This is a genomic window from Bacillus sp. 95MFCvi2.1 (assembly GCF_000374965.1).
GTDB lineage: Bacteria > Bacillota > Bacilli > Bacillales > Bacillaceae_G > Bacillus_A > Bacillus_A pseudomycoides.
Genome location: NZ_KB895690.1, coordinates 91,289 through 115,241, shown reverse-complemented (window position 1 = coordinate 115,241; position 23,953 = coordinate 91,289). Strand labels below are relative to the sequence as shown.

General features: G+C 34.1%; 22 protein-coding genes and 4 pseudogenes. 10 read left to right on the top strand and 16 right to left on the bottom strand.

Going from position 1 to position 23,953, the window contains the following annotated elements:
- Positions 1 to 33 precede the first annotated feature (33 nt).
- Entirely contained in the window at positions 34 to 543 is a 510-nt protein-coding gene (locus tag C568_RS0100545; RefSeq protein ID WP_003204482.1) for a GNAT family N-acetyltransferase, read from the bottom strand.
- Positions 544 to 765: 222 nt separating this feature from the next.
- On the opposite strand from C568_RS0100545, the gene C568_RS0100540 reads away from it, so the two are divergent.
- Together C568_RS0100540 and C568_RS0100535 are read left to right on the top strand one after the other, a co-directional pair.
- Positions 766 to 1,341, top strand: a complete 576-nt coding sequence (locus C568_RS0100540) for a histidine phosphatase family protein (RefSeq protein ID WP_006097532.1) — start codon at positions 766 to 768, stop codon at positions 1,339 to 1,341.
- A 535-nt stretch (positions 1,342 to 1,876) separates the two neighbouring features.
- Positions 1,877 to 3,256, top strand: a complete 1,380-nt coding sequence (locus C568_RS0100535; RefSeq protein WP_006097531.1) for an aldehyde dehydrogenase — start codon at positions 1,877 to 1,879, stop codon at positions 3,254 to 3,256.
- A 218-nt stretch (positions 3,257 to 3,474) separates the two neighbouring features.
- On the opposite strand, the gene C568_RS0100530 is transcribed toward C568_RS0100535, so the two are convergent.
- From C568_RS0100530 to C568_RS0100515, 4 genes are all read right to left on the bottom strand, one after another.
- Positions 3,475 to 4,011, bottom strand: coding sequence for a histidine phosphatase family protein (locus tag C568_RS0100530; protein WP_018767015.1), 537 nt, complete (start codon positions 4,009 to 4,011; stop codon positions 3,475 to 3,477).
- Positions 4,012 to 4,306: 295 nt separating this feature from the next.
- On the bottom strand, positions 4,307 to 5,149 hold the full coding sequence (locus C568_RS0100525) for an alpha/beta fold hydrolase (protein ID WP_018767014.1): 843 nt from the start codon (positions 5,147 to 5,149) through the stop codon (positions 4,307 to 4,309).
- 183 nt (positions 5,150 to 5,332) lie between these two features.
- A complete protein-coding gene (locus C568_RS34530) occupies positions 5,333 to 5,494 on the bottom strand; it encodes a hypothetical protein (RefSeq protein ID WP_003204467.1) in 162 nt (53 codons plus the stop codon).
- Between the two features lie 118 nt (positions 5,495 to 5,612).
- Positions 5,613 to 6,845 carry an MFS transporter gene (locus tag C568_RS0100515; RefSeq protein WP_050774453.1) on the bottom strand — a complete coding sequence of 411 codons (1,233 nt, stop codon included), beginning with the start codon at positions 6,843 to 6,845 and terminating at the stop codon, positions 5,613 to 5,615.
- 971 nt (positions 6,846 to 7,816) lie between these two features.
- Here C568_RS0100515 and C568_RS0100510 point away from each other — a divergent pair.
- Positions 7,817 to 8,551 carry a ZIP family metal transporter gene (locus C568_RS0100510; RefSeq protein ID WP_018780441.1) on the top strand — a complete coding sequence of 245 codons (735 nt, stop codon included), beginning with the start codon at positions 7,817 to 7,819 and terminating at the stop codon, positions 8,549 to 8,551.
- A gap of 83 nt (positions 8,552 to 8,634) precedes the next feature.
- Positions 8,635 to 10,335: a pyruvate oxidase gene (locus C568_RS0100505; protein ID WP_006097527.1), complete on the top strand. Its 1,701-nt coding sequence runs from the start codon at positions 8,635 to 8,637 to the stop codon at positions 10,333 to 10,335.
- 46 nt (positions 10,336 to 10,381) lie between these two features.
- On the opposite strand, the pseudogene C568_RS32440 reads toward C568_RS0100505, so the two are convergent.
- Positions 10,382 to 11,081, bottom strand: a pseudogene (locus C568_RS32440) (ABC transporter permease subunit); the annotation flags it as partial.
- Between the two features lie 381 nt (positions 11,082 to 11,462).
- Positions 11,463 to 12,119, bottom strand: a complete 657-nt coding sequence (locus C568_RS0100495; protein ID WP_231382350.1) for a DUF5105 domain-containing protein — start codon at positions 12,117 to 12,119, stop codon at positions 11,463 to 11,465.
- A 628-nt stretch (positions 12,120 to 12,747) separates the two neighbouring features.
- On the opposite strand from C568_RS0100495, the pseudogene C568_RS36345 reads away from it, so the two are divergent.
- Both C568_RS36345 and C568_RS36340 read left to right on the top strand, forming a co-directional pair.
- Positions 12,748 to 12,953 (top strand): annotated as a pseudogene (locus C568_RS36345) (transposase); the annotation flags it as partial.
- 19 nt (positions 12,954 to 12,972) lie between these two features.
- Positions 12,973 to 13,446: a hypothetical protein gene (locus tag C568_RS36340; RefSeq protein ID WP_018780439.1), complete on the top strand. Its 474-nt coding sequence runs from the start codon at positions 12,973 to 12,975 to the stop codon at positions 13,444 to 13,446.
- A 16-nt stretch (positions 13,447 to 13,462) separates the two neighbouring features.
- On the opposite strand, the gene C568_RS0100480 is transcribed toward C568_RS36340, so the two are convergent.
- From C568_RS0100480 to C568_RS0100460, 5 genes are all read right to left on the bottom strand, one after another.
- The gene (locus C568_RS0100480) at positions 13,463 to 14,095 is read right to left on the bottom strand and encodes a sterol desaturase family protein (protein WP_003204448.1); all 633 of its coding nucleotides are present in this window, start codon (positions 14,093 to 14,095) and stop codon (positions 13,463 to 13,465) included.
- 21 nt (positions 14,096 to 14,116) lie between these two features.
- Positions 14,117 to 14,800 carry a GntR family transcriptional regulator gene (locus C568_RS0100475; protein WP_018780438.1) on the bottom strand — a complete coding sequence of 228 codons (684 nt, stop codon included), beginning with the start codon at positions 14,798 to 14,800 and terminating at the stop codon, positions 14,117 to 14,119.
- 734 nt (positions 14,801 to 15,534) lie between these two features.
- On the bottom strand, positions 15,535 to 15,801 hold the full coding sequence (locus C568_RS0100470) for a hypothetical protein (RefSeq protein WP_018780437.1): 267 nt from the start codon (positions 15,799 to 15,801) through the stop codon (positions 15,535 to 15,537).
- Positions 15,802 to 15,993: 192 nt separating this feature from the next.
- Positions 15,994 to 16,308 (bottom strand): DUF3895 domain-containing protein, encoded by a 315-nt coding sequence (locus tag C568_RS0100465; RefSeq protein ID WP_003204444.1) that lies wholly within the window; start codon positions 16,306 to 16,308, stop codon positions 15,994 to 15,996.
- Between the two features lie 401 nt (positions 16,309 to 16,709).
- Complete coding sequence (locus tag C568_RS0100460; protein ID WP_196813653.1) at positions 16,710 to 17,408, bottom strand: hypothetical protein; 699 nt, start codon at positions 17,406 to 17,408, stop codon at positions 16,710 to 16,712.
- Positions 17,409 to 17,447: 39 nt separating this feature from the next.
- Between C568_RS0100460 and C568_RS0100455 the strand changes: the two are divergent.
- The 3 genes and pseudogenes from C568_RS0100455 to C568_RS0100445 all read left to right on the top strand — a co-directional run.
- Positions 17,448 to 17,858, top strand: a pseudogene (locus tag C568_RS0100455) (TGS domain-containing protein); the annotation flags it as partial.
- A 665-nt stretch (positions 17,859 to 18,523) separates the two neighbouring features.
- On the top strand, positions 18,524 to 19,330 hold the full coding sequence (locus C568_RS0100450; protein ID WP_006097518.1) for a hypothetical protein: 807 nt from the start codon (positions 18,524 to 18,526) through the stop codon (positions 19,328 to 19,330).
- Positions 19,317 to 19,901 (top strand): hypothetical protein, encoded by a 585-nt coding sequence (locus C568_RS0100445; protein WP_018780434.1) that lies wholly within the window; start codon positions 19,317 to 19,319, stop codon positions 19,899 to 19,901. The genes C568_RS0100450 and C568_RS0100445 overlap by 14 nt, the downstream gene beginning before the upstream one ends.
- A 546-nt stretch (positions 19,902 to 20,447) precedes the next feature.
- On the opposite strand, the gene C568_RS32435 is transcribed toward C568_RS0100445, so the two are convergent.
- On the bottom strand, positions 20,448 to 20,642 hold the full coding sequence (locus C568_RS32435) for a hypothetical protein (RefSeq protein WP_078212172.1): 195 nt from the start codon (positions 20,640 to 20,642) through the stop codon (positions 20,448 to 20,450).
- A gap of 305 nt (positions 20,643 to 20,947) precedes the next feature.
- Here C568_RS32435 and C568_RS0100435 point away from each other — a divergent pair, with 305 nt between their 5' ends.
- Complete coding sequence (locus C568_RS0100435; protein ID WP_018780432.1) at positions 20,948 to 21,163, top strand: hypothetical protein; 216 nt, start codon at positions 20,948 to 20,950, stop codon at positions 21,161 to 21,163.
- Positions 21,164 to 21,909: 746 nt separating this feature from the next.
- Here the strand turns inward: C568_RS0100435 and C568_RS0100425 are convergent.
- The 3 genes and pseudogenes from C568_RS0100425 to C568_RS0100410 form a co-directional block, all read right to left on the bottom strand.
- Positions 21,910 to 22,161 (bottom strand): hypothetical protein, encoded by a 252-nt coding sequence (locus C568_RS0100425; RefSeq protein ID WP_018780430.1) that lies wholly within the window; start codon positions 22,159 to 22,161, stop codon positions 21,910 to 21,912.
- A gap of 609 nt (positions 22,162 to 22,770) precedes the next feature.
- Positions 22,771 to 23,226: a hypothetical protein gene (locus tag C568_RS0100415; RefSeq protein WP_018780428.1), complete on the bottom strand. Its 456-nt coding sequence runs from the start codon at positions 23,224 to 23,226 to the stop codon at positions 22,771 to 22,773.
- Between the two features lie 149 nt (positions 23,227 to 23,375).
- Positions 23,376 to 23,879, bottom strand: a pseudogene (locus C568_RS0100410) (Holliday junction resolvase RecU); the annotation flags it as partial.
- Positions 23,880 to 23,953 lie beyond the last annotated feature (74 nt).

Sequence of the window (23,953 nt, the reverse complement as noted above, 5' to 3'; positions counted from 1 at the left end):
TTTACAAAAAAAGCATTCTTTTTCTTGTAATTTTTAATTATGTACAATTAAACCATTGGGCCGAAGACGACTCATCATAATTTCATCAATGAACTTACCATGAGCTTTTAGATTCCCCCTTTTTATACCTTCTTCCCTAAATCCAAATTTTTCATATAGTACTTTTGCACCAGGGTTTATTTCCAAAACACCAAGTTCTACTCTCTCTAGCATTAACCAATTATCTGTAAGATCCAGCATTTTCGTCATCAAACCTTTCCCAATGCCTTTATTATGATATTCACTATCTACACCGATAAATAAATCTCCCGAATGTGACCTTCGTCCTTGCCCTTGCGTTAAACCAATAAACCCAACGACTTTTCCATCATACTCAGCAACAAATTCAAATTGATTCGGCGCTAGATTTCGAATCCTATTTTCCATCGCATCCACTCGCATACTAGGCAAGAAAACCATATATGGTAAAACATCATTTTGTATGCATATACGATGAATTGCTCTAGCATCTTGTATTTCTACTGCACGAATCGTAACCTCCATCACTTTACCTCCTTTTCAACTAATACATTAAAGGTTCTTTATTTCTATACAAGAATCCTACTTGCATTTATCTTTAAATCTCCTAATTCATCTGTTTGCATAACAATATTCTTAAAACTTTTGTATAGAAAATATAAAATTTCCTTTTTTTATTTCCTGAATTGTCATATAATAACGGAATGATTTTTATTTTTCTAAAAACTATAGTTTGGAGGTTTTCATATGACTACACTCGGTATTATCCGGCATGGCAGCACACATTGGAATAAAGAAGGTAGAGCACAAGGAAATTCAAATATTCCACTTGATCAAGCTGGATTATCTGAAGCTTATAAACTTGCAGAACGTTTAGCTACAGAGAAGTGGGATGTAATCTACTCTAGCGATTTATTAAGAGCGAAACAAACTGCTGAGGCAATAGAAAAAAACATTGAAAATATACAAATCCATTTAGAGCCTAGACTTCGCGAAGTAAGCGGTGGACAAATTGAAGGAACAACCGAAGACGAACGAATTTCGAAGTGGGGAGATAATTGGAGAGAGCTTGATTTAGGAATCGAAAGTGCTGATAGCGTTAAAGCAAGAGCTATACCTTTTATTGAAGAAATTACATATAAATATCCTAACAAAAACATCTTAATCGTTAGTCATGGCTCATTCATTAAGCAGCTTCTCAAAGAATTAGTACCTCATTTGAGCATGATAGAATCTCCTAAAAATACATCAATAACTAAAATTATAAAAATAGAGAACGGATGGGATCCAGAATTATATAATTGCACGGTACATTTAGATTAAATGTTTAAAATTCTAACAAAAAAGAAGCTCTTAGTAGCAAGTCTTCTTTTTTGTTTTATAGTTTCCTACAAATATGAGATATTCGCTATTATATAGTGCTTAAATCTTTTCCCATAATAACATAAGGAACATCATCTTTCTGTATTAGTACGATATTCACCACAAATCCCCTCCTAATAAAAAAATCATAGCAGTTACTGTGTTTATAAAAAAATTAAAGAATATTGAAATAAAATATTCTATCTATAATTTCTTTCTTATTATTAATACAAAAACGTTCACGTGTAGCTTTAAAGTAAAGTTTGATTAAATTAACGGTTTTAACCTTGATATAAAAGCAAATATGAAGAGCATGTTTTGAAATACTATGTAATATTTATCGAATTTACCCAATTCTAAGATAACCACCCTTAGTTTAACAGTAGCTTTTTTCAGCAAACGGATGCATTAGTGAATAGAATATATGGAGCAAATACTCTCTATAATTGATATACATAGTATTTAAATATTTTCTTTCTATTGGAGGGATTTCCTAATGGTTGATAATATTCAACAACTTATTCAAGAGCATAGACAATTTTCCCATAATGATTATACAAAAAGTCTTCAATTCCGCCTTAAACAGTTAGAAAAATTAAAAATTTCTATTCAACAATATGAAAATCAAGTGCTGAGCGCATTATATCAAGATTTACACAAAAGCGAGTTTGAAGCTTATGCTGCAGAAATTGGTTTCACATTAAACAGTATCAACTTTATAATGAAATACCTAAAACAGTGGATGAAACCACAAAAAGTAAAAACACCTATTCACTTTTTACCTTCCAAAAGCTACATAATAAAAGAGCCATATGGTACAGTGCTAATTATTGGACCTTTTAATTATCCATTCCAATCATTAATTGAACCTCTTATTGGGGCAATTGCGGCAGGAAACTGTGTAGTTCTCAAACCTTCAGAAAATGCACCAAATGTTTCAACTGTAATTAACAAAATAATAAGTGAAACGTTTGATAAGCAATATATTCGTGTAATTGAAGGAGACAGAGAAACAACTTCTTTATTAATTCATGCACCATTTGACTATATCTTTTTTACTGGTAGCGTTCAAGTTGGAAAAATTGTCATGGAAGCCGCGGCAAAAAATCTTGTACCAGTAACATTAGAACTTGGTGGAAAAGGACCAGCTATTGTCGATGAAACAGCTAACCTCGATATAGCAGCCAAACGTATTATCTGGGGAAAATTCATAAACGCTGGGCAATCCTGTATTGCACCCGATTATGTTATTGCACACAAATCTGTTAAGGTAAAACTAATTTCGAAGATGAAAGAAATAATCACCCGCTTTTATGGATCGGATGTATCAAAAAGCAATGATTATGGTCGAATTGTCAATGAGAGACAATTTGATAGACTTATTTCTATATTAGAAAAAGACCAAAATCATATAATATTTGGTGGAAATTCATCTAGAAGTCATTTATATATTGAACCAACACTTCTTGAAGTAAAATCATGGGATGATGCAGCTATGAAAGAAGAAATTTTCGGACCAATTTTACCAATTATGGAGTACAACGATTTAGATGGGGTCATTCACATGGTTAACAACCATCCTAAACCGTTAGCCTTGTATGTGTTTACTGAAAATAAAAATGTTGAAAAACAGGTATTAGGACGAATTTCTTTTGGAGGAGGATGCGTCAATGATACAATGTCACATATGGCTAATCTCCACTTACCCTTTGGTGGAGTAGGAAATGCAGGGTTCGGTTCCTATCATGGCAAACATAGTTTTGATACTTTTACACATCGTAAAAGCATTTTAAAGAAAAGCTCAAGGATAGATTTAGGGTTTGTATTTCCACCGTATAGGAACAAAATTAAAATTTTGCGAAAGATTTTTAAGTAATAAGAAAGAAACTGTTTGCTGAACATAGGGTATGGCAATCAAAAGTAAAATAGGGGGTTAACTATTACCATTATTATTTATAAAATCTGCCCCCGCATTCTCAATACTAAAAAGGCATCCACTGGGAATCAGCAGATGCCTTTTTGCGTTTTAGTTTATTCAATTAACATTAACGTTAACATTAAACCCAAAAATACAATATTTCATAACCCTTTATATCACGAGTTACGATTAAATTTACATACTTTATATTCTCCATTATTGGATGAAAACTTTAAAATATTTCTGTCTTCTGGAATCCCCTCAAAATAAGCACCGATACAGCCAGTTGTACACCTGTGTCCAGATAACAAAATATTTAACTCTCTTTTTCTATATTTCACTTCAAGATCATGCATAAAGTTAAAAATTCTTTGCACATAGCTGTTACTATCCTCAACTCCATTATAAGCTCTAGAATCAGGAGCACCTCCAGCCATTTTTACTTCGTCTTTTCTTAATCCGTCTGCCTCTCCTAAATCAAAAACATCAAGTCTTTTATCGGTTATTGCTTTTATACCCGTTACGATTTCTGCTGTTTCAACTGCTCTTTCTTGCGGAGAAGAAAATACATAATCAAATTTTATATGTTTAAGCTTATCTCTTAAACATTCTGCTTGTTCTATACCATACTCATTTAATGGTAATCCTAATCTCCCTTGCAGTCTTCCTTCTTTGTTCAAATCTGTTTGCCCATGTCTAATTACATAAATCATGGCTATCCCCTCCCTGTTATTTTTATCCCCTTTAATTCAATAATTGCTTTTGATTACTATTCTAAATTCCTATGATACAGAATCAAATATATCTATCACTTTTTATTGATTTAATATTTATAATTTTAACATTTTCATTCACTAAATTAAGAGTTCTATTCTCATTTTCAATATGTAAAAAAGATATAACAAGTAATAATATCCTTATTGAATTCACACACCTAAAAAATCGATTCCCTGAACTTGAAAGGAATCGATTTTTCCTTTGACTTATTCAACTAAAACATCTATTTGTTTAATAAGAATGAGACCAGCACTTTCTTATTTCTTCCACTACAACCTCTGGTTTATCCCAATGTAGCATATGAGTAGTATTAGGAATTAATTTTACTGTTCCTCCTGTTTTCTGTTTAAATATGTTTGCTGTCTTACTTCTATATGCATCCCAGCTATTGGGTAATGTAGCCCTTAATAATAGGATGTTGGACGGCAAATTTTCATAAATATCTATTGTTTCATGTTTATGCATAGCTTTAATGATATGACCGACTGTTACACCTCTTGCATGCCAATACACTTTATTGTCATTTTCTAAACCCAGGCCTTTTACGGCCAGTTCTAACAAGGCAGACCATCTTGTATATGCTGCTTTTTCACTTTTGAAGAAAGATTTCCAATCATTAAATACATATTCTTCAAAATCTTTTTCATAGTAAGCTATTTCTTCTTCTACAGTTTCTTCTTTAAGTCTTTTTGTTTGATATCCTCCATCTATGAGAATACTACCTTTTACTCTTTCGGGGTATTCCATCAAATAAAACAAAGACACCAAACTTCCCCAAGAATGTGATAAGAAATAAAATTGTTCAATTTCAAGATGATTCAATAGGTCGTTTAACCATGTTGCCAAACGAGGCATTTCATATTCTTCAGCACTTTCAAACGGAGAAGTTTTACCGTGTCCAGGCACATCAATTGAAATCAATCTATACTCCGCTTTGAGCTGCTCAGCAATTTCTATAAAACTAAGACTCGTGCTTCCTAATCCATGTAAACAAAAAATTACGGGATTATTTTTACTCTCCCATTCTGTAATATGTACATCTATGTTCCCATTATTGATAAAATAGCGTTTCAAAATATTCCCCCCAAAAATTTCAATACAACTACTACTCATTTCGAATACATTTTTCATCTATGCGTCTTGACTATCATATACTTTTTTAGTAACAGGTTATTATTTTATCCCATATTAACAGGCAGTAGGACTCTCACCTCAAGATTGATAAAGAAACGAGGAAGAATTGGAGAATTGTACATTTTAATATAAAGATGTAGTATCTTTGATTTCTATGTCAAGTTTTCCATTTGCATCAACAAATTTTATCGTTATTACAGCATTTCCAGAATAACCTCTTTCAAAATATCCAATAACATATTCTGTATATAAATTCCCTTTGGTATCTTTACATTGAAGCTTCATTGCACTCTCACCAAAATTCTCAGTTGGATTTACGTTAGATTTATACTCTAGGTATCTTAATATCCGATTGAATATGCCCTTGACAACATTCTAATGGATTTTCATCTGAATCAAATACTCATAGTTTACGTATAGGACTCGTAAGTGCAATTATGACTTCAATGAACTTTGTAGCTGATGCTAGTATAAATATTGCAACTGGGTTAAAGTCAGAAATCACTCCACCCGCTAATGCTCCTAACGGCATAGCCAGACGGGTAAGCACTCTTGAGAATCCTAAAACTCTTCCTTGCATATCGGTAGGTACAGTTTCCTGTCGGACCGATGCTACAATGGTATTCCAAGCTATATTACAAATCATAGCAATACCAAATGCAATACCTGGTGCAAGCCAATATTTACTCCATATGGCATAGGTCAATCCAATCGCACCTATACCTAAAAGAACAGGAATAAGAATTCCACGTCTGAAACGTTGTTCGAGCGGAACAACAATGATACTTCCTAAAAGGCCACCTACTCCGATCAACGTATAATTAAGACCACTTTGTTCAGCAGATAAGTGTAATGTTGAAAGCAAGTAATACATAAGTGCTCCCAGTATGGCACTAGCGCCAAAGTTACCTACCATTGCTTGAAAAGATAAAGCAAGGTTAAGACGATCATTTAATAGCCATTTAAATCCCTCTTTCATATCGTTCCCTAGGTTCCCCAATAGATTTCCCGCTTTATCCATGGGTTTTCTTTTTTCGATTTTTGGTAATAGCAAGACTACAATTAAAGTAGCTACAAAAGAGAGGACATTTATCCAGAGAGCGTTAAGTCCTCCTATTACAGCAATTATAATGCCCGCTAATGCGGGTCCTGTTAAACTAGCAATTTGATTAACCATTTGGTATGCCGAATTGGCTCTTGTTAACGACTGACCTGCGATATGTGGAATTACTGTAACAGTAGCTACATCAAACAACATGGATAGTATTGCTAAAATAAAAGAAACAACGTATAGATGCCAGATTTGGAGAAGACCTAGCATATGAAGAATGGGAATGAATGCTACCAAAGCAATACATCCTAGATCAGCGGTCCACATTAATTTTCGTCGGTCACAACGATCTACCACTACTCCTACTATTGGACCAAATAAAACAATGGGTAGCACACCAATAGCAAAAAGAGAACTCATTATTACTGCTGAACCAGTCAACTCATAGGCAATCCAAGGAAGGGCAAACGTATAAAGGGAATCACCAACCCTGGAAATCAGTAAGCCAAAAACAAAAATCACGTATATACTAGGCAACTGTGTAATTGTTGAAAGCACATTTCCACTTGTTTCTTTGGATTGCAGCGGTGAATTAAGATTTGTCTCCTTTTTAATTGTCAAAACTATATCCCCCTTTAACAGGTGAATTTTGGTATGTATTTATGGGTAGTAAGCATCCTACTGATTATTAGCCTGACCAATCGGGCTTTTACAGGCAGTTGATCCCCCACCCAACTTCTTTGCTTTTGTTGAATTTTGAGGTAGGGGTCTGCCCACAAATAGCGGGATAAATGTTCTTCAAAAAGCTGATTAAGTGCTTGATAATTATAAAATTCTACAAAATATCCAAAAATCCTTACATTACTTAATACTTGCTCCTATCATTATAAGAATTACTTTTTTAAATAATGAACGTTTTATGTTTTATATAAGAGAAGTGTATACATCATGGATTGAATGAAAAGACAACATTAATGTGATTGAAGAACTGTCTTCAACTTCTTATAGAAAAAAGCAATCAACATATTATGTAAGTTTAATATATTTGCCCTTTTTAGTTTATTTTAATTCTGATCTCGATACATAATCCCTCGTCTGTAATATTAAAAGTAGATTCTTTTTAAACTTCTTCAAATCAAAAGTATTTTTGCTTTTTAACAAGCAAATAATAATTTATTTTTCACCTTATTCCCCCTTTTTTTCATATAAACCATGTATTCGAATAAATATCTCACAAGTTTGAAAGTCTATCATTTTGAAATTTTTTATACAAATTCTACTTACAGATATCAATCATTACATTTCATTAGAAAACTCTACAAGTTCAAGTTGATTCAATAGCTATCAATATATTCTGATTGGATTGTATATGAACAGACTCGCTTTTCTCTAAAACAAATACAATCTCCCGTTGTTTCAGACTAACGATTTTTTCACCATATTATTCGGATACTTCGAATCTCAATAATCTAGAATTACTTCCAAATAATTTGGACTAATCTCCCCTTTCACACAGTAAGCTGAAAATGAAGGCCATAAAAATGGAGTGTGATTCTATGGAACGATTATGGATTCCGATGATCGTTACGTTTTTTTCGTTTGGTGGATTACTATTAGGTGGCGCTGTCGGACTTGCCACACGTCAACTGATAGAAGAGAAAATGCATCGTTTATATGCGCTATGCGGCGGTATCTTACTCGGTCTATTATCACTAGAAATCATTCCAGAAACTTTTTCAAGCTATGAAATCATGGGTCCTATGCTCGGAATTGCCATTGGTTTATTAATTATGAGTTTACTAGATAATTATTGCCATCACCCTATCATACATAAAAAAGACCAGCAAGCATGGCAAACTTTTTTATTTCTCTCCTTCGCTATTTTTATTCACAATATGCCGAGCGGCTTTGCATTAGGCGCTGCTTTTACAAACCATAATGAAACTGCCATTCCCTTCTTATTTGCGATTGTTATACACCATATTCCAGAAGGATTAGCTTTAATCATTCCATTTTTATTTACACAGCATAAATATCTCTCATTTCTATTAACAATTCTGTTATTATCAATTATCCTCGGCACTGGCACAATCTTTGGGATGATGAACGGGAAAGCGATTCATTTACAAGGGATGATAATGGGAAGTGCAATCGGTTCTTTAGGATATGTCACAATACATGAAATGCTTTGGAAAGCGAAGAAACACCTCGCTTTACTTCCCTTCTTATCCTGGTCTATGAGCGGTTTTTTACTCATAACAGCCTTTACATTCTTCGCAGGACACCATTAGAACTGCACTTTTATTTATTATTTGTATATTTTACCTTTTTTTTCGAAACATAGTAGTATCACAGTATGTAAGGAGGATCTTTCATGTTTCGAAAAACAGCAGGTGAAGCGCTTGTTGATTTGCTTATCGAATGGGGCGTTGATCACATTTACGGTATGCCCGGTGATTCGATCAATTCTATTATTGAGCCACTTCGAAAAAAACAAGACCAAATTAAATTCATTCAAGTTCGCCATGAAGAAGCCGGTGCATTAGCGGCTGCATCTTATGCAAAATTAACAGGAAAATTAGGCGTTTGTATGGCTATCGCTGGGCCTGGTGCGATCCACTTACTAAATGGATTATATGATGCAAAACTAGATCAAGCACCCGTTCTCGCAATTACAGGTCAAGTTGAATCAGATTTACTCGGAACAGGATTTTTCCAAGAGGTAAACTTAGAAAGAATGTTTGATGATGTCGCTGTTTATAATCAACGAATTATGTCAGCAGAACAACTCCCTGCGGTTGTAAACCAAGCGATTCGTATGGCATATACAAAGAAAGGTGTATCTGTTCTTACCATACCAGATGATGTTCCGAAGTTTGAAGTAGAAGCTGGCGCACGTATAACAAGTTCTTCTTTTACATTACCCGAACTCTTTCCGCAAGAAGAGGATCTAAAGTTAGCAAAGCTAGCATTAAATAACGCAAAAAAACCTGTTATTTTAGCTGGAAAAGGAGCAAAACATGCGAAGGAATCTTTACTTGCATTCGCAGAACATATTGGCGCACCAATTGTTTTAACACTTCCAGCTAAAGGAATTATTCCTGATGAACATCCCCTTTGTATAGGCGGATTAGGGTTAATTGGAACAAAACCATCTTACGAAGCAATGAAGCATGCAGATACATTAATCATGATTGGTACTTCTTACCCTTTCACTGGTTTTTTACCCGAAAAAGCAAAAACGCTTCATATTGATACGGATCCTGCACAAATTGGGAAGCGTTATGCGACAGATATCGGATTAGCTGGTGATGCAGATAAAACATTGAAATGGTTTTTAGAAAATGTGGAGAAGCATGAGGATCATTCATTCCTAGAATATCATCAAGAACTGATGAAGAAATGGGAAGAAAAATTGCATAATCAAGAAGAGGACTCTTCTACTCCAATTAAACCACAAAGAGTTATGCATGCCTTGCAACATGTCGCTCATGATGATGCCATTTTATCAGTAGATGTTGGGAATGTAACAGTATGGGCTGCTCGTCATTTTCGGATGACGAATCAACAATTTATCATCTCTAGTTGGCTCGCTACACTCGGATGTGGTCTACCTGGAGCAATTGCTGGTCAAATCGCTTATCCAGATAAACAAGTCTTTGCAATTTGTGGTGATGGTGGATTTGGAATGACAATGAATGATTTTGTCACTGCAGTAAAATATAAATTACCAATTGTGATTGTTGTACTCAACAACCATAAGATTGCAATGATTAAATTCGAACAAGAAGTAATGGGAAATATTGAGTTTGGTACAGATTTAACAAACCCTAATTTTGCAAAATATGCTGAAGCATGCGGTGGAGTTGGCTACCGTGTAGAACACTTAGATGAACTTCTCCCTGCTTTTGAAAATGCAGTAAAACAAGATAAGCCATGTATTATTGATGTAGTAGTAGATGTAAATGAAGCACCAATGCCTGCAAAAATTACATTTGGGCAAGCTGCCGGATATACGAAACATATGCTAAAAGAGTTATTTGAAGAAGGAAAAATTGATTTACCACCTTTGTAAAATCGAAAAAAGATAGATGAAAACAGATTGTTCTCATCTATCTTTTTTATTTAGATACTTCTTGATGGAAGGAAAAATCTTCTCTTTCACTTTTCGCCTGTTTCTCAACTTTCTCTTCTTTCTCTCCTACTTTCCTTCTCCTCAGATTTCCTATTCCAATCGCCCTTTGTAGACTATTACTTATAAGATCCCCTTCCAAAATTGTCAGGATATGAAAAAAATCAGTACCAGAACGATCCAAGTATGTGTGGTCAAATGACGGAAATTTTGTCCAATCGGTCCTGTCCACTCCTTCGTCACACTATCTGTATCACCGCTATATGATATAGTTCCTCCAAAAAACCAATGGAGTAAACCAAGATGTAAAAGTAGCAATAACATGCTAACAAATTGCTGCGCAACCAGTAAGAAAAAAGATGGCAAAAGATGTGGCCAAACATGTCGACATAATTGATGCCATTTACTTCCTCCAAGAACCATTGCTGCCATCATAAACTCTTCTCTTTTTACAGGACCTCTTGTGCCGTATACAGCATGACAGTCGGTACAGCCAAGCATGTGAGAATACTAATTTGAAACAGAACTCGCATTGTAAACGGAGCAGGGACTGTTCCACTTTGAAAGACTAAAACTTCCTTTAACATAAAATAAGAAATCATGATCATCGGAACAATACTAAATGGATCAAAAGATGAAGAAATAACCGGAAAAGAACGTTTACTATATATACCAAGAAGGAAACCTATTTTGAGTTTCCCCTCATCAAACCTTACATCCCATATTAAGGGATATAACTTACCAACATGTTATATCGTGAATTTCAAATACTGTTCTCTGGACATAGTTTTATTTAGCGAAAGCTGTCTGTGCTGTTGAATAAGGATTAGATAATGATCAAACTTTTTTTCAAAATGGATTCTTTTTATTATCGTACAATACGGGTTTGTGAGGTGTTTTTAATCAAACTTTTTTTCAAACCTACAATAGTTCCCACAATATGTTGTTTCTGCATAACTTCGCTCCAAGAAAAATTCTTACCTTTCACAATACAGAAAATTCGAAAATCGTTTGAGTAAACCTGTATATCGAATTAATAGTATCTTTTTTATAAAGAGTTTAATAATATATTATGGTTTATATAAAATCCTTGGAAGTTTCGTTATATCCTCTCCATTTATATGCCACTTATCGTCACCTTTATTATACATATCAACCCTTACCGATTCTTCCGTAGAAGATATATCTGCTTCAAGTAATATTGAAGATGAATAATCATGTAGTTGCTTTATTAATTTTGGGTTAGATATTGATGGGTTTTCACTTAATATTCTTTTTTGCTCATCTTCAACTTTTGTTCTCAAACTTGATATCAATATTGGCTTTGATTTTATTTCCACTCCTGCAGTTTTACCTTCTCCGTCTATATATACAACATTCGTTTCAAATTTCACTTTTTGCCGTATTGCTTCTTTAAAATTTTTGAAATAGTTATCTACTGATTCTTCTGTAATACTAGATACGCCTTCATAATTATATAGGATTGCTTTTCTAACCTTTTCCGCCATCGCTTCATTAAATTGTTTTCCATCTTCACCTGTTAATTTACTCATTTTGTCTATGTCTTTATCATAGAAGCCCGCATTCATGTAAGCTGTTAGAGCTTCAGCTGGTCTATTTGCATTATCACTCTTTTTAGATACACTTCCTTGCTTTACTTTCGATGAATCTACATATGTATTACAAGCACTTAGCCCACCTATCGTAAGTGATACTATCAAACTCATACCTACTAACTTTTTGGAATATAGCATATTCTATCCCTATCCTTTTCTGTATAAATTATGAACTACAGTAATATCATACCATTATATTTCGGTGCTCTATAGCATATTTTATTTATATACAATTATTAAAATGTAAAAACCACTAAACATCACACCCTATTTTATTTCAAGGTGCGCCGTTATCTATAGCACTGGGATAAAGTTTAATTAAAATGACCCTACTAAATCCCTATGCAATACACAAAAAGAAACCATCTTGATTAATCTATTTTCAAAATGATTTCTTTTTGATTCTCACTAAATAAGGATTTGCAAAACATTTTTGATCAAACTTTATTTAAACCAACACTAACTTCTCCAAATAACTAACTGTAGAGAAAGAAAATTTTCATTTTGGGGGTACTTCAAAATCTTAGCTTGATAGTGATGGGGTCCCGCCAATCAAATGATATAAAACCCACGCTAAGACATTTTTTTAATTAACTGTACTATGATTATAAGAGGATAGTTAGTTCAATATAAGAGCTAATATCCTCTTTTTAATACATATTAGAATTATAAACTATATTTAAAAATTCTAGTTTAATATGTTTACTATATGATCTTATGTTTTAAGGTGGAGGATGTTATGAAAGTACAGGAAGTGTTACTTGATGGTAGTAAGAAAAGGTATTACTTTTTGATGAAGGAGGAATGCCTTTAGTTCCGGTGATGAAGTATTTGAAGTATTTAGATGCAGCAGAAAAAAGCAGCAATACACTAAAAACATACTGTTATGCCCTAAAGCAGTTTTTTGATTATTTTTGGGAAGTAAAAAAAGATTATAAAGGTTTGTTGAACAAGTTATACATGGATGACTGAAGAGAAACAACAGCGTTTATTAGAATGGTGGGAAGCGACTGAGCAAGGGACAGTAGTGGTGAAGCGCTTAGTTTCGTATATTACGGAACTCAGGTTGCACCCTGAATCAAGCCGTGCTGACGGGATGATTTTGTTTTATCGGGCCGCATCGGAGATTTCCTATGGTTATGCAGGGATGAGGGGCTGTATTCGTCATGCTTTCACGCCTGAATATTCCGAGTTTCTCCGCAATAACATTGTCAGGTGCCATAGCTTTACGCGGAAATTTTCTGTTGATACAAAGATTCTTCTGGAACGAGTCGCTAAAGAAATCACTGGGGCAAACGCGATGCATTTTTCGGTAAGAAAAACTTTCAAACGAGTCTTATGCAATCTATTACCATACTTACTACTCAATAGGAAAAAATGCCTGTCACTCCCTGAGAAATGTCGAAGCTGCAAAATTCATTCGACATTTCCAGGATGATGACAATGGATTATTTTTATAATTCTATTTTCTGGTCACCACGTTTTTCTAGATTTTTAGCAGTTTTACTTTGGGCAACATCCTTTTGGTCTTTAAAGGTGCCCATGAGAAAATCATAGGCTGGGTTCGTAACACCATACCAGTAATTTTCATTTTTGAAGTGATGCCATAAATGAACCTTTTTCATCCAGCGCCCCCATGGTGATATTGGTTGAAGGGGGCGATGCGCGATATAATGCTTCCACTCATAAAATAATAAAAAGAGCATAATACCTGCAATAAATGCGTTTGTCATGAAAAAGCTGGATGAAAGAAAATAAAAAATTGCTCCTGCAATTGCAATGTTGGGTACACTATACCATAAGGGTAAAAATAATAAATGTAATTCATTCGGATTTGTATGGTGGTCATAATGTAGGCGCTTAAGCATTTTTAATAAAAATGCATTCTTTGGTGGCTTTAGATGAAAAATAAACCTGTGAGTAGCGTACTCAGCTACGGAATACATAATCATTCCCAAAATAAAAGCACCCCAAATTCCGATAGAGATTAAATGTAGAATCATAAATCCAAAGCTAATGAGGAAAAAACAGCTCATGATCAATATATCAGGGTAGGAAAAATATTCTTTAAAATATTTTAGTTTCATTTATTACGCCTCCAGCTTTCTTTATTTTTTTCTATCTTTCCAGAGAGCCAAGCTTTTCTCCATTGTTGTCTTACACAATCTTTCCGCTTCAATTGCATCTCCCTTTAATGCAGCTTTTAATAAGTCGTGGTAATAGTTGAAGGACAACCCACGATGATCTTTTACAGAAAAATATCTTTTCCCCATATCTACATAAATGGAATCGAAGCTATTTAAAATGAGTAGAAAGATCGGATTGGCCGCAAGCCCAGCACACCTTTTTTGCAAATCCCAATCAAATGCTGCATAGCTTTCTGCACTATCTTCAAGCTGCTCAAGATTGGCAAGGAGAGCAACCACTTTAGGTTGATTAAACGTAACAGCATCACGAATATAAGTCGGAGTCAACGAACTTCTAAATTCTAATAAGTACATAATAAATTCATCTGTAATGGTATGATGATTCTCAACAATATTAATAAGTGTCGTTAGATTCCCATTGCTCCAATAATCATTAATACGCGCTGGCATTCCTTTTCTCCCTGTTATCCATCCACTCCTTCCTAAACGTTGAAGCGCCTCCCGAATAGTTGGGCGACCAACACCAAATTCTTTCGCAAGCTCTCTTTCCGGCGGTAAAGTACTTCCTACAGAATAAACACCAGCCAATATGGAGCTAATTAATTCATTCTCAATTTTATCTGAGGAGCGTTCCTTTTCTTTCAAACCATCGTCCCCTTTATTTTATGGTAATACATGTTAAAGACATTGGTAATACCAAAAATTATATAATGAATTTGAATTTTCTGTCAATAAAAAAGGAGCGAATTTTTATAAATAGAATTATCGAACAAGCCCGTAAACTACTTAGTAGGATGGAAAATGATTGCTTAAATGCGTTGTTAGGATATTTATAAAAGAGAAAAAAACTCATTTAGATATACAACGGAGAACCGTATCATAAAGTAAATGAGGTTTTTATTCAACCTTATGAAAATTATTAGTTTTAGCAACTACATAATTTATAAGAATGAATGTTAGAATATCTGTTCAAAATAGATGATCAACCTTTTATATTTTAAAGTATGTGAAGAATTGTACTTAAAGTAACGGGTGCTATAGTGAAAGAAGAATTAATTGAATTTAAAGATTGAGACCATGTTTTATTTATTCCATTAAAGGGCGCGATTGTGGAACAAGAATTACAAGGGTGATACATATTATACATGACTAATATGTATCATATGTATCACCCTTTATTTTTTATGACTTTTTACGTTTTAGGTATTGATAATTTCAAAACGGTTGAACTTTATTTCAAATCAACAAATACACGATATTTTCAATAAAATTTAAAGATCTAGGACTATCCTTAAAATTAACTTTAAATTCGAAATGCAGATACGCATAATCAAGCTGCTTCTATGACTGAAAATTCCCTCTCTAACTTTTTTAACTTTTCATGTTAAACCCATGCCTTTTTTTATAAATTTAACTACCATTAAAATTTGTAAGATAGGTAAAATTAAAGCTAGATATATAATTAATTCCAACTTATCTATTAGCATGAATATAACATTAGGAATTATTAAAATGAGGCTGACAAGTGTCATTATCCAAGATTCTCGTTTTATAGCGACAATAAAAGTTATTAAAGAAATTAATAGTAACACCCAGAAAATAAAACCTACATACCAAAACATAAATATTTCATATTGATATCCCATTCTATTCTCCTGTCTATTTATTTTGAAAGCAAAAGGAGTCTTAGACTGCGTAAAGCATAATATAGAAAGAGTAAATTCGTAGAGTAAGTGGGTATAATTCTGTCATAAAAAATGACAGAATTATACCCACTTAAATAAAAAAACACGTTATTTTAAGCGTATTTAATCTGGGTATTATACGCTTTTGAAGCATTAAGAAACTTCTTCTTTCATTTTATATAATCTATCTCTTTTCTCATCATTTTTTATAAAAGTAAGCTTTCCTTCAGTAACAAAACCTTCAAGAATTAAGCATACTTGTCCGTAAGCTTTAGGCTTATCGGTTGTGAATCTTTCATTAGGTATTTTTCCTGATAGTATTAATTTTTCACATAGCTGCATTGCACTTATTTCTTCAGAATTGAGTAATTCCAAGATATCTTTCTGCAGTGAAGATAAAGGTACTTCTATCTCGGTCGCCTCCACTACATTCTCATCAAATAAATCTTCAAATGAAATTTGATTCATCTCATCTATTCCTTTCTAACAATGACTTTGCAAAGTATAAATTGTTCGCTTATTCTATTAATACTTGCAAAGCTTAATTTCCATACTATTAAGCTTCTAGTAGCATGTTTTGATTATACCAAATATACGTTCTGGTATCTATTGAAGAGTTCATTATAAAAGGATGGACAGCGCTGGCAGAAGTTTTCCATTACCATATTTCTTTATTATTGTAGAAAGACAAGGATATGGATACTTTTTTAGAAAGAGATTTCTTACGTTATATATAATTTGAACTCATTAAAATAACATAAAAAATAGGATACATGAACAATTTCTAGATCAGAAATGTTTATGTATCCTATTTCAATTACTCTATTTCACACCTGCTACACATTGTGAGATGTAGTATAGTATAGATACTATACAGGTACTGTAGCACTCATATCATTAAAGAGTTTGTAAATTGGTAACTCCTTATAACGCTCCTGATCCGCCGTTTCAAATTGTTCGAATAATAATTTCGCTTCACGTGCACTTCCCAACAATACGTTGGCACAAAACTGCATTTCTAGATTTTCTGTATTTCTTTGTTTAAATTTAAATAGTTTCCTCATTTCTGCTTCTGTAATAACCCTTTCTCTTCGTAATTTGATTTGAAGTTGATTAATGAAAACAATAGCATCTGTTAAGTGCTCCCCTGAATATTTGCTATACAAATGTTCTGCTAAATGGAGCCATTCCGCATCTTCTGTAAGATCGAATACAGTCATGCACATCAAACAAAAATGATTTGTACAGTTTGCTAGTTCTGGGGTTTCATATGGATTAATGCGGTTAAACGACTCTTTAATTACTTTTTTCTTTACATTCACCCCATATGCCATTCCTGACGAATTTAATAATACATAGGGAGTATAGCATAATTGAACATCTTCATTGATAATATGAGTTCGCCCGTTTAACAACTCTTCTGAAAAAGCATTTATTAATTTTGGCGTTGATGATGGATTGTAGAATAAAATTATTTTGTTTGAGCCAATATTAAATACTACAAACTTAGCTTCATGCAGTTCATCTATTTTATAATTACTCATATCATCCTCAAGTGTAATCTCCATAATCTAATTCAGCATACATAAAATTCCGAATAATTGCCCACAAAAAGTATAACTGATAAGGACATGCAAGATATTATTTATAAGTTGATGGACCAGTTTATTATAACTAATGATTTAGTCACTCAAGACGCTCTCGAATTTTATGATTTAGTATCATTTGAATTATTTCAAGACACCATCGTTGTATTTACACCTAAATTAGATCCTATTCATCTGCCACAAGGCGCTACTGTAATTGACTTTGCTTTTGCACTAAATCATGAGACGGCTAAGCATATGTCAGGTGCTAAAATTAATGGGGTGACAAAATCAATAACAACAAATGTTTCACATCTAGATATTGTAGAACTTTTGGTTACTGATAATAAAAGTAATGTGAGGAATGATTGGTTAAATTTCGCTAATAGCTCTAAAGCTCAACTTGAAATTTATAAAGAGTTAAAAAGATAAACTTCTGATAGCGGAATATATGTTAGCAAAAGGTGTTTTCACATATGGAAAAAACCTTTATTATTCTACAACTATTTTTTAACAGTCTACCATTTTTTCCTATAGTCTAAAATAAATTTTTAAGGATATATATTAGTGAATAACTCACCCGTTTGTCTAGATAGCTGATTATTTTATTTAATCTATAATCGCTTGTTTAGTTAATTATTCTTATTTTCTTAGGTCCTCGATGCTACGCATCTGCGGATACGCCTCCCGCTATGAGCTTCTTCCTCCTCCAAAACCAATCAACCCTTTATACATAATTTTTCTGTTTTATACTCTTTCGCGTATAGTATGTAGTATTTTATTTTCAACTAATTTATTATTAAAAGATTATAGAAACATCGTAACTTTATTTTAAATCCAGGTCTTTAAGTATGTTTAGAGAAAATACAAAAACACGATCGATGGTTCGCTGTAAAATGTTGATTGATACACATGTTAAAACGTTGATATAATAAGGTTTATCACCTGTATGTAGATAGGGGTTTTATCTGAACTATACGGAGTACTTAACTACTTTAAGTTGATGGTGAGGGGACAACTCCAGGGTAAAGTTGATGCAAGTAAACAGCCTTAATTTTCATTTATAACAACACATTACTCCTAAAAGGAGGTTTTTCATGTTACAGGCAGAGATTAATGCAAAGTTCTCTAGTACCAGTGAGGATTTACTTACCTCCTCGGTAATCGGCTCTTTACAGTTTCTATCCTCCCCTGCTTTTCTTGTAGCTGTTTTACAAAAAGCTATGAACACAGAGGGACAGCATCCTCAGCTTAATGAGGAGTTTCAGGATGCTCGATTCTATTTCTGGCCGCGGCTTCCGCTAAGTGAACCAGATGTCATTGTGTTATTAAAGACAGCTGCCGAAACCCTGTATGTCGTCTGTATAGAAGCTAAGTATTTCTCTAAGAAATCCAGCGAAGAAGATAAGACTGTAGCCATTGAGGAAAGAACTGTACAACAACGTGACCAATTGGCTAGAGAATATGAAGACATACATACACAAGAGTTTTACAGGACGTTTTCTATTAACCCTTCTGAAATAGCTGGAACCATCTTACTCTACCTAACTAATGATACAGCCCTGCCAGTTGAAGAGTTAAACCAAAGTTCCTCCAGCATTCAAATATCTAATGCTGGCCAAAAACATCATTTATACTGGTTGCCGTGGAAAGAATTTTATAGCGCAATCCATCAGAATTCTTCCACTATGATCAACAAAGATAGAAGGATACTGGACATTTTAAGACAATATCTAGAAAAGAAGGAGCTTGTTTGTTTTACACAGCCTACTCCTCTTCAATCGGTAACATTTAGCACCTGGGCATATGTTACCCACTCTAACAACGCCCTTGATTGGAGTTCCTTACAAACACATGAACCACTAGACTGGAAATATGGAGGAGATGCACATGAATGCAAATGAGATTTTAAAGATGTCTATTCAGAATGTAAGAGAGATGTATTCTAATAGTATATTAATCCTACGGGATGTTGACACACAACTATCAAAGCTTAATTTGATGCCTTTGTTTGGAAACACTCTTGGCTCCGAAACCAGCAAAAGTATAACCCAAACGACGGAACAGTTTAACACGTTCTTTCCCCAGTTCATGTGCAGAGTGTATGTTAGGGTTGCAGAGCAACACCTTAAAGTTGTGTTTGTAAACGTACAGTTTTACCATACTAATTATCCGACTTTAGGACCTACTGTAAACGTAGGTGTATTCACTCTACCCGAACCTTACACATCTATAGAGTTAAAGAAAAAGCTTTACTATTGGTGGTTAAAGTACGCAATTTTTGAGACTAACACATCTGAACAAATAGATGTGACTGGAAACCACATAGAAACACAGCCATGGATAGAGAATGGAGATACTACAGTATGTCACTTCTGGTCCTATGAATTGGTGCACTTTCAACATCATGGTGACATTCAAAGCAAGGTTGTACAGGGTATCCTGCAATACTTTTCAACACCTAGGGACAATTAGGTTGGTTCGTATAATCATTTTGTCGGCCATGCCCCATCGCCACCAAGGTAAGATAAAATCATATTTCAAAAACGAAAAAAGTTTACCTTTAAAATTAAGTTTAATCAAAAACGTTCGTTCTTTTACAAATCAAATTACTTTGTCCCTGGTTACAGCAACGCTGGTACTGGGCCAAATAGTAAGTGTATCTATATATAATTCTACAAGAAACCCCTTCACCTTTAAACTGAAGGGGTTTCACTGGTATAATAAAGGTTATGTAAACTAGATTTCTGGGAAATATGCCGTCATATCAACGTTTGTTCCACTTTCGAGAAAGTTACCCTTCCGTACCCTTTATACATTGCTGATTTTACACTATTTTCAGCACCCAAACACCGTTATTTCCTACATAAACTTCACCTTGTTAACTATCTCTATTTTCGTTTGGTTTGTTATGCCTTAAATCGAATTGCAACTAGATTCTTCATATTTAATGAGTATTAATTCAGAAAACCCATAAACAAAAAAAGAGTGCTGTGAAGAAGCGCACTCATTCAAAGGACTTTACCAATCCCGACGATTATCACGATCACAGTCATGATGATGGTTACGTCTGCGACGACATTCATCACAATCGCAATCACGGTCACGTCTACAACGACAGTCATCAAAATCTCTATGTCTGCGTCTGCAAAACATTAAATCATCCCAAAATCTATTACAATCACGGAAATGTCTGAAATTACCATTGCATCCCATAAATATGATTACCTCCTCTTAATAATAGAATTCATCATATTCTATTATTAAAAGTTAAAAACGGCTTGTTTACTAGTCTATATTCTGCATTTTAGAGTAATAATATTCGTATTTAATCTTCAAATTGTAAATCTAGTTCACCCTTATCATCCCTTAACAACAAATAAGACGCTGTACCGATCACGGCAGCGCCTAAGATAGTTATTGTTATATACATCTCATTACCTCTTTTAAATCCCCCCACATTCTAGCAGGATTTATGTCACCAAAAGTCGAAGTATGTATTTTTGAAGGAGGTGAAATACATGTCTAAAGTAAAAACTCTAGAAATCCAATGTACTAATTGCAAAACTTGGTTTCCATCTCCTATCTTCTTCGGTGACATGAATTCACTTGATACTAGTATGCTAGCAGGTAATACAGTAAATTGTCCTTCATGCGGAAAATTTGTAGGTTGTAACAAAGAAAACATGCGCGTCAGATCAGAAGATGGTGGATTTAGCGGAAATGAAACAAAATAAACAAAAGTGGTGTAACTCATCTACAGTTGCACCTCTTTTATATATTTCTAAATGTATTGTGTTTAATAAGCATTCTGTTATCGGGTTTATTATTTATTTCCATTTCTCCGCTAACGTCCATATTCAACATAACAGAATCTTTACCTGCCAATACTTTAATCAACCAATGTTTCAGTTTCCACATTATTATCCATCCATTCAAATGTCCATTTGTCCAAAATAAAAAGAGCACCCGTTTCCGCGAGCGCCCTTTAAAGGATTATGAGAATCCCCATTAACGAAAGTTAATGCTACTAAAGTTAATGAGGTACAAGCAGTATATGCTTGTACTATTCGAATAGTGCATAAAAAGAGAGCATCCACATCAGTAGATGCCCAAATGTGTAGGAGTTTTCAATGAGTATTGAATAGGACCTGAGAGAGGTTGTCCCACACTATAATATATGCTTGTCCATCTCAAAAGGTGCAAATAAAAGAGCTCTATCCCTATTTATAGAGCTCTTTATGCGAGTAATGGTGTATTTATGTTGACCTAATATTGTATGCCAAGAACTTCCTTATGTGCAAACGAAAGAGAGCACTACCCCAGTAAGTGCTCTCTCGTGAAATATATGGGGTAACATGTTGAGGTCCGTTCTTTATCACTTTATGATTTATCAATTCGTGTTATACCTAAATCATTCTTCAATTACGTTTATTGTGTAATTTCTATATAACAAAGAAAAAAGCAACCGTTATGGATGCTTTTAAATCTTTTCTATAACATAAACCATTGTCTTTCTTGATGGTGCATGATAAGAGTAACCTTCATTTCTATGAACGTATATTTCATATTTACCCATCACTTGAAATCTTTCTGTTTCAGATTCACCGAATTTTGATACAGAATCGCATAAAATAGTTAATTCTTTTCTATTATTGCATAACAAATTAGAAATTTGTTTTTCGGTATATATTCCTCCAATCGCTAATTCTTTCAACATTTCTACATATTGCATAATTTCTCCACCTTTCCCAATCTATTTATTCAACAAAAACTATAATTATCCTTTTATTCAACTAAACAAGAACCTATCACCGAAGTGACAGCTTTCCAAAGGGATGGGAGAAACATTCACGAAAGGAGAATTTCGAAAATGAATCAATTCAAGGTCAAGATTACTCTCAATCTTCTCCAAGTCACCGCATCAATACTATATCGTGTCAGTGACTTGGAGAAGAACGAAAGTCTTCTCGTTTATAGTCCGTAAACTTCGAGAGGTATGGGTCCTTTCTTATAAAGGTCCTTTAACCTATATCAAGACGTATCATTTCTTCCGACGCCTTGCGTGAACCAACACATTTAGGCGGAGGGGATAACCACTGTATTGGCTCAAACAAAGAGCGGAAGCTCTCTGCTTATCGAAAATTCGTGAGTAATCGATAAAAGTGTAATGCCGTTCAAATCGACGAAGATTTTGTTCTTGTACTACAGTTTTTGAAATGTGCGATTCATTCAATCATGCGAACCACCCCATTCCATTTTCAAATGTAGAAAACATGAAACGGCATGACGCAAGACGGTGGTCGTGTGCACCTCTCACTACTAATAGTATATCAGTGATTAATCAAGAGCAGTGTTGCACGTTTGTAGCATGATTGTAGCACTTCTTCATGTTACTACTTACTCGTCTAATGTGTTGGTAGCTATATCCTGTCTCACTAGCAATCTCTTTCAATGTTAACCCTAATACATCACGCATATATACAATTTGTTGCTCTAACCCCTTCTTCTTACTCATAACAAAACGCAATTCTCCCATCACCGACTGTTTATCCGCAATACGCTGTTGTAAGTACTGTGACTTCTCCATAATGCGATCATGACGACCTGCAATCTCATCTAATGCTAAAGGCACTTGTCCCCCAGTAACACGTTCCGCACGATAATCCGTCACTCCATTAAACTTAGGAGCATTCATTTCCATGTTTTTCAACAGATATTTATGCTCAATCTCCAAATCTTTCAATTGAATCTTCATCATTTCGATTTCTTCGCCTAAGTCTTGGTAAATGCCTGTCATGTTAAATCCCCCTATTTCAATTTTAGTTTTTACAATCACATAAGGTATGTGAAATTTTAATACTTATTTTCTGAATAAGGGAACGATAACTACAATACAGCCCCCACCACACTGTTAGTCATGGTTCCGTTATCCATTTAAACCGCTAATTCATCAACATATCGTAAGTAATCAACTGGCGCTCTTTCCGTCTGATCCACTAAGTATCCATAAATATCGAAATCTGCTCTTGGTATAGACTTCTTCCCATTTGGCTGATGCGACATCTTTACATAAGATTGAATTACTGAAGATGATACAAGGAATACTGTCTGATCCTTACTGAATTCTATAAGGAAGAAACACACCGCTCCCATCTTCTCCGCTTTCTCCAAATAATCTAATTGGTGCTGTGCGATGTTACTTAAATCAAATCTTGTAAGACTTTGTGTTGATTTCGCTTCAAATGCAACAGCTCGTCCTTTATAAACACCGTCATAATCCACTGTACTTTTAGATTCATAGAATCCGTTTAACACCCGTCCACCTTTACTTTTCAACACCTTCACAGGAGTCGGACGCTTGTTTATAAGCGCTACTCCCTCACGTTGGTACATTTCATTCAATAGATTGATAAGCATCTCAAATGCCATTCCTCGGTTTCCTAAGCCCATTGTTATTCCTCACTTTCTTCTAAAAGGATTATTTTGTTAAAAACTTTATTCAAATTCATATCTAGTATCTTTTT

Excerpts from the sequence above, each read along its gene's own strand:
- C568_RS0100425 (WP_018780430.1), bottom strand. The coding sequence starts at position 22,161 with ATGCAATATGTAGAAATGTTGAAAGAATTAGCGATTGGAGGAATATAT.
- C568_RS0100470 (WP_018780437.1), bottom strand. The coding sequence starts at position 15,801 with ATGGGATATCAATATGAAATATTTATGTTTTGGTATGTAGGTTTTATT.
- C568_RS0100545 (WP_003204482.1), bottom strand. The coding sequence starts at position 543 with ATGGAGGTTACGATTCGTGCAGTAGAAATACAAGATGCTAGAGCAATT.
- C568_RS0100510 (WP_018780441.1), top strand. The coding sequence starts at position 7,817 with ATGGAACGATTATGGATTCCGATGATCGTTACGTTTTTTTCGTTTGGT.
- C568_RS32435 (WP_078212172.1), bottom strand. The coding sequence starts at position 20,642 with ATGGGATGCAATGGTAATTTCAGACATTTCCGTGATTGTAATAGATTT.
- C568_RS0100495 (WP_231382350.1), bottom strand. The coding sequence starts at position 12,119 with ATGAGTTTGATAGTATCACTTACGATAGGTGGGCTAAGTGCTTGTAAT.
- C568_RS0100530 (WP_018767015.1), bottom strand. The coding sequence starts at position 4,011 with ATGATTTATGTAATTAGACATGGGCAAACAGATTTGAACAAAGAAGGA.
- C568_RS0100465 (WP_003204444.1), bottom strand. The coding sequence starts at position 16,308 with ATGAATCAAATTTCATTTGAAGATTTATTTGATGAGAATGTAGTGGAG.
- C568_RS36340 (WP_018780439.1), top strand. The coding sequence starts at position 12,973 with ATGACTGAAGAGAAACAACAGCGTTTATTAGAATGGTGGGAAGCGACT.
- C568_RS0100540 (WP_006097532.1), top strand. The coding sequence starts at position 766 with ATGACTACACTCGGTATTATCCGGCATGGCAGCACACATTGGAATAAA.
- C568_RS0100450 (WP_006097518.1), top strand. The coding sequence starts at position 18,524 with ATGTTACAGGCAGAGATTAATGCAAAGTTCTCTAGTACCAGTGAGGAT.
- C568_RS0100445 (WP_018780434.1), top strand. The coding sequence starts at position 19,317 with ATGAATGCAAATGAGATTTTAAAGATGTCTATTCAGAATGTAAGAGAG.
- C568_RS0100505 (WP_006097527.1), top strand. The coding sequence starts at position 8,635 with ATGTTTCGAAAAACAGCAGGTGAAGCGCTTGTTGATTTGCTTATCGAA.
- C568_RS0100460 (WP_196813653.1), bottom strand. The coding sequence starts at position 17,408 with ATGGAGATTACACTTGAGGATGATATGAGTAATTATAAAATAGATGAA.
- C568_RS0100480 (WP_003204448.1), bottom strand. The coding sequence starts at position 14,095 with ATGAAACTAAAATATTTTAAAGAATATTTTTCCTACCCTGATATATTG.
- C568_RS0100535 (WP_006097531.1), top strand. The coding sequence starts at position 1,877 with ATGGTTGATAATATTCAACAACTTATTCAAGAGCATAGACAATTTTCC.
- C568_RS0100415 (WP_018780428.1), bottom strand. The coding sequence starts at position 23,226 with ATGACAGGCATTTACCAAGACTTAGGCGAAGAAATCGAAATGATGAAG.
- C568_RS0100435 (WP_018780432.1), top strand. The coding sequence starts at position 20,948 with ATGTCTAAAGTAAAAACTCTAGAAATCCAATGTACTAATTGCAAAACT.
- C568_RS34530 (WP_003204467.1), bottom strand. The coding sequence starts at position 5,494 with ATGAAGCTTCAATGTAAAGATACCAAAGGGAATTTATATACAGAATAT.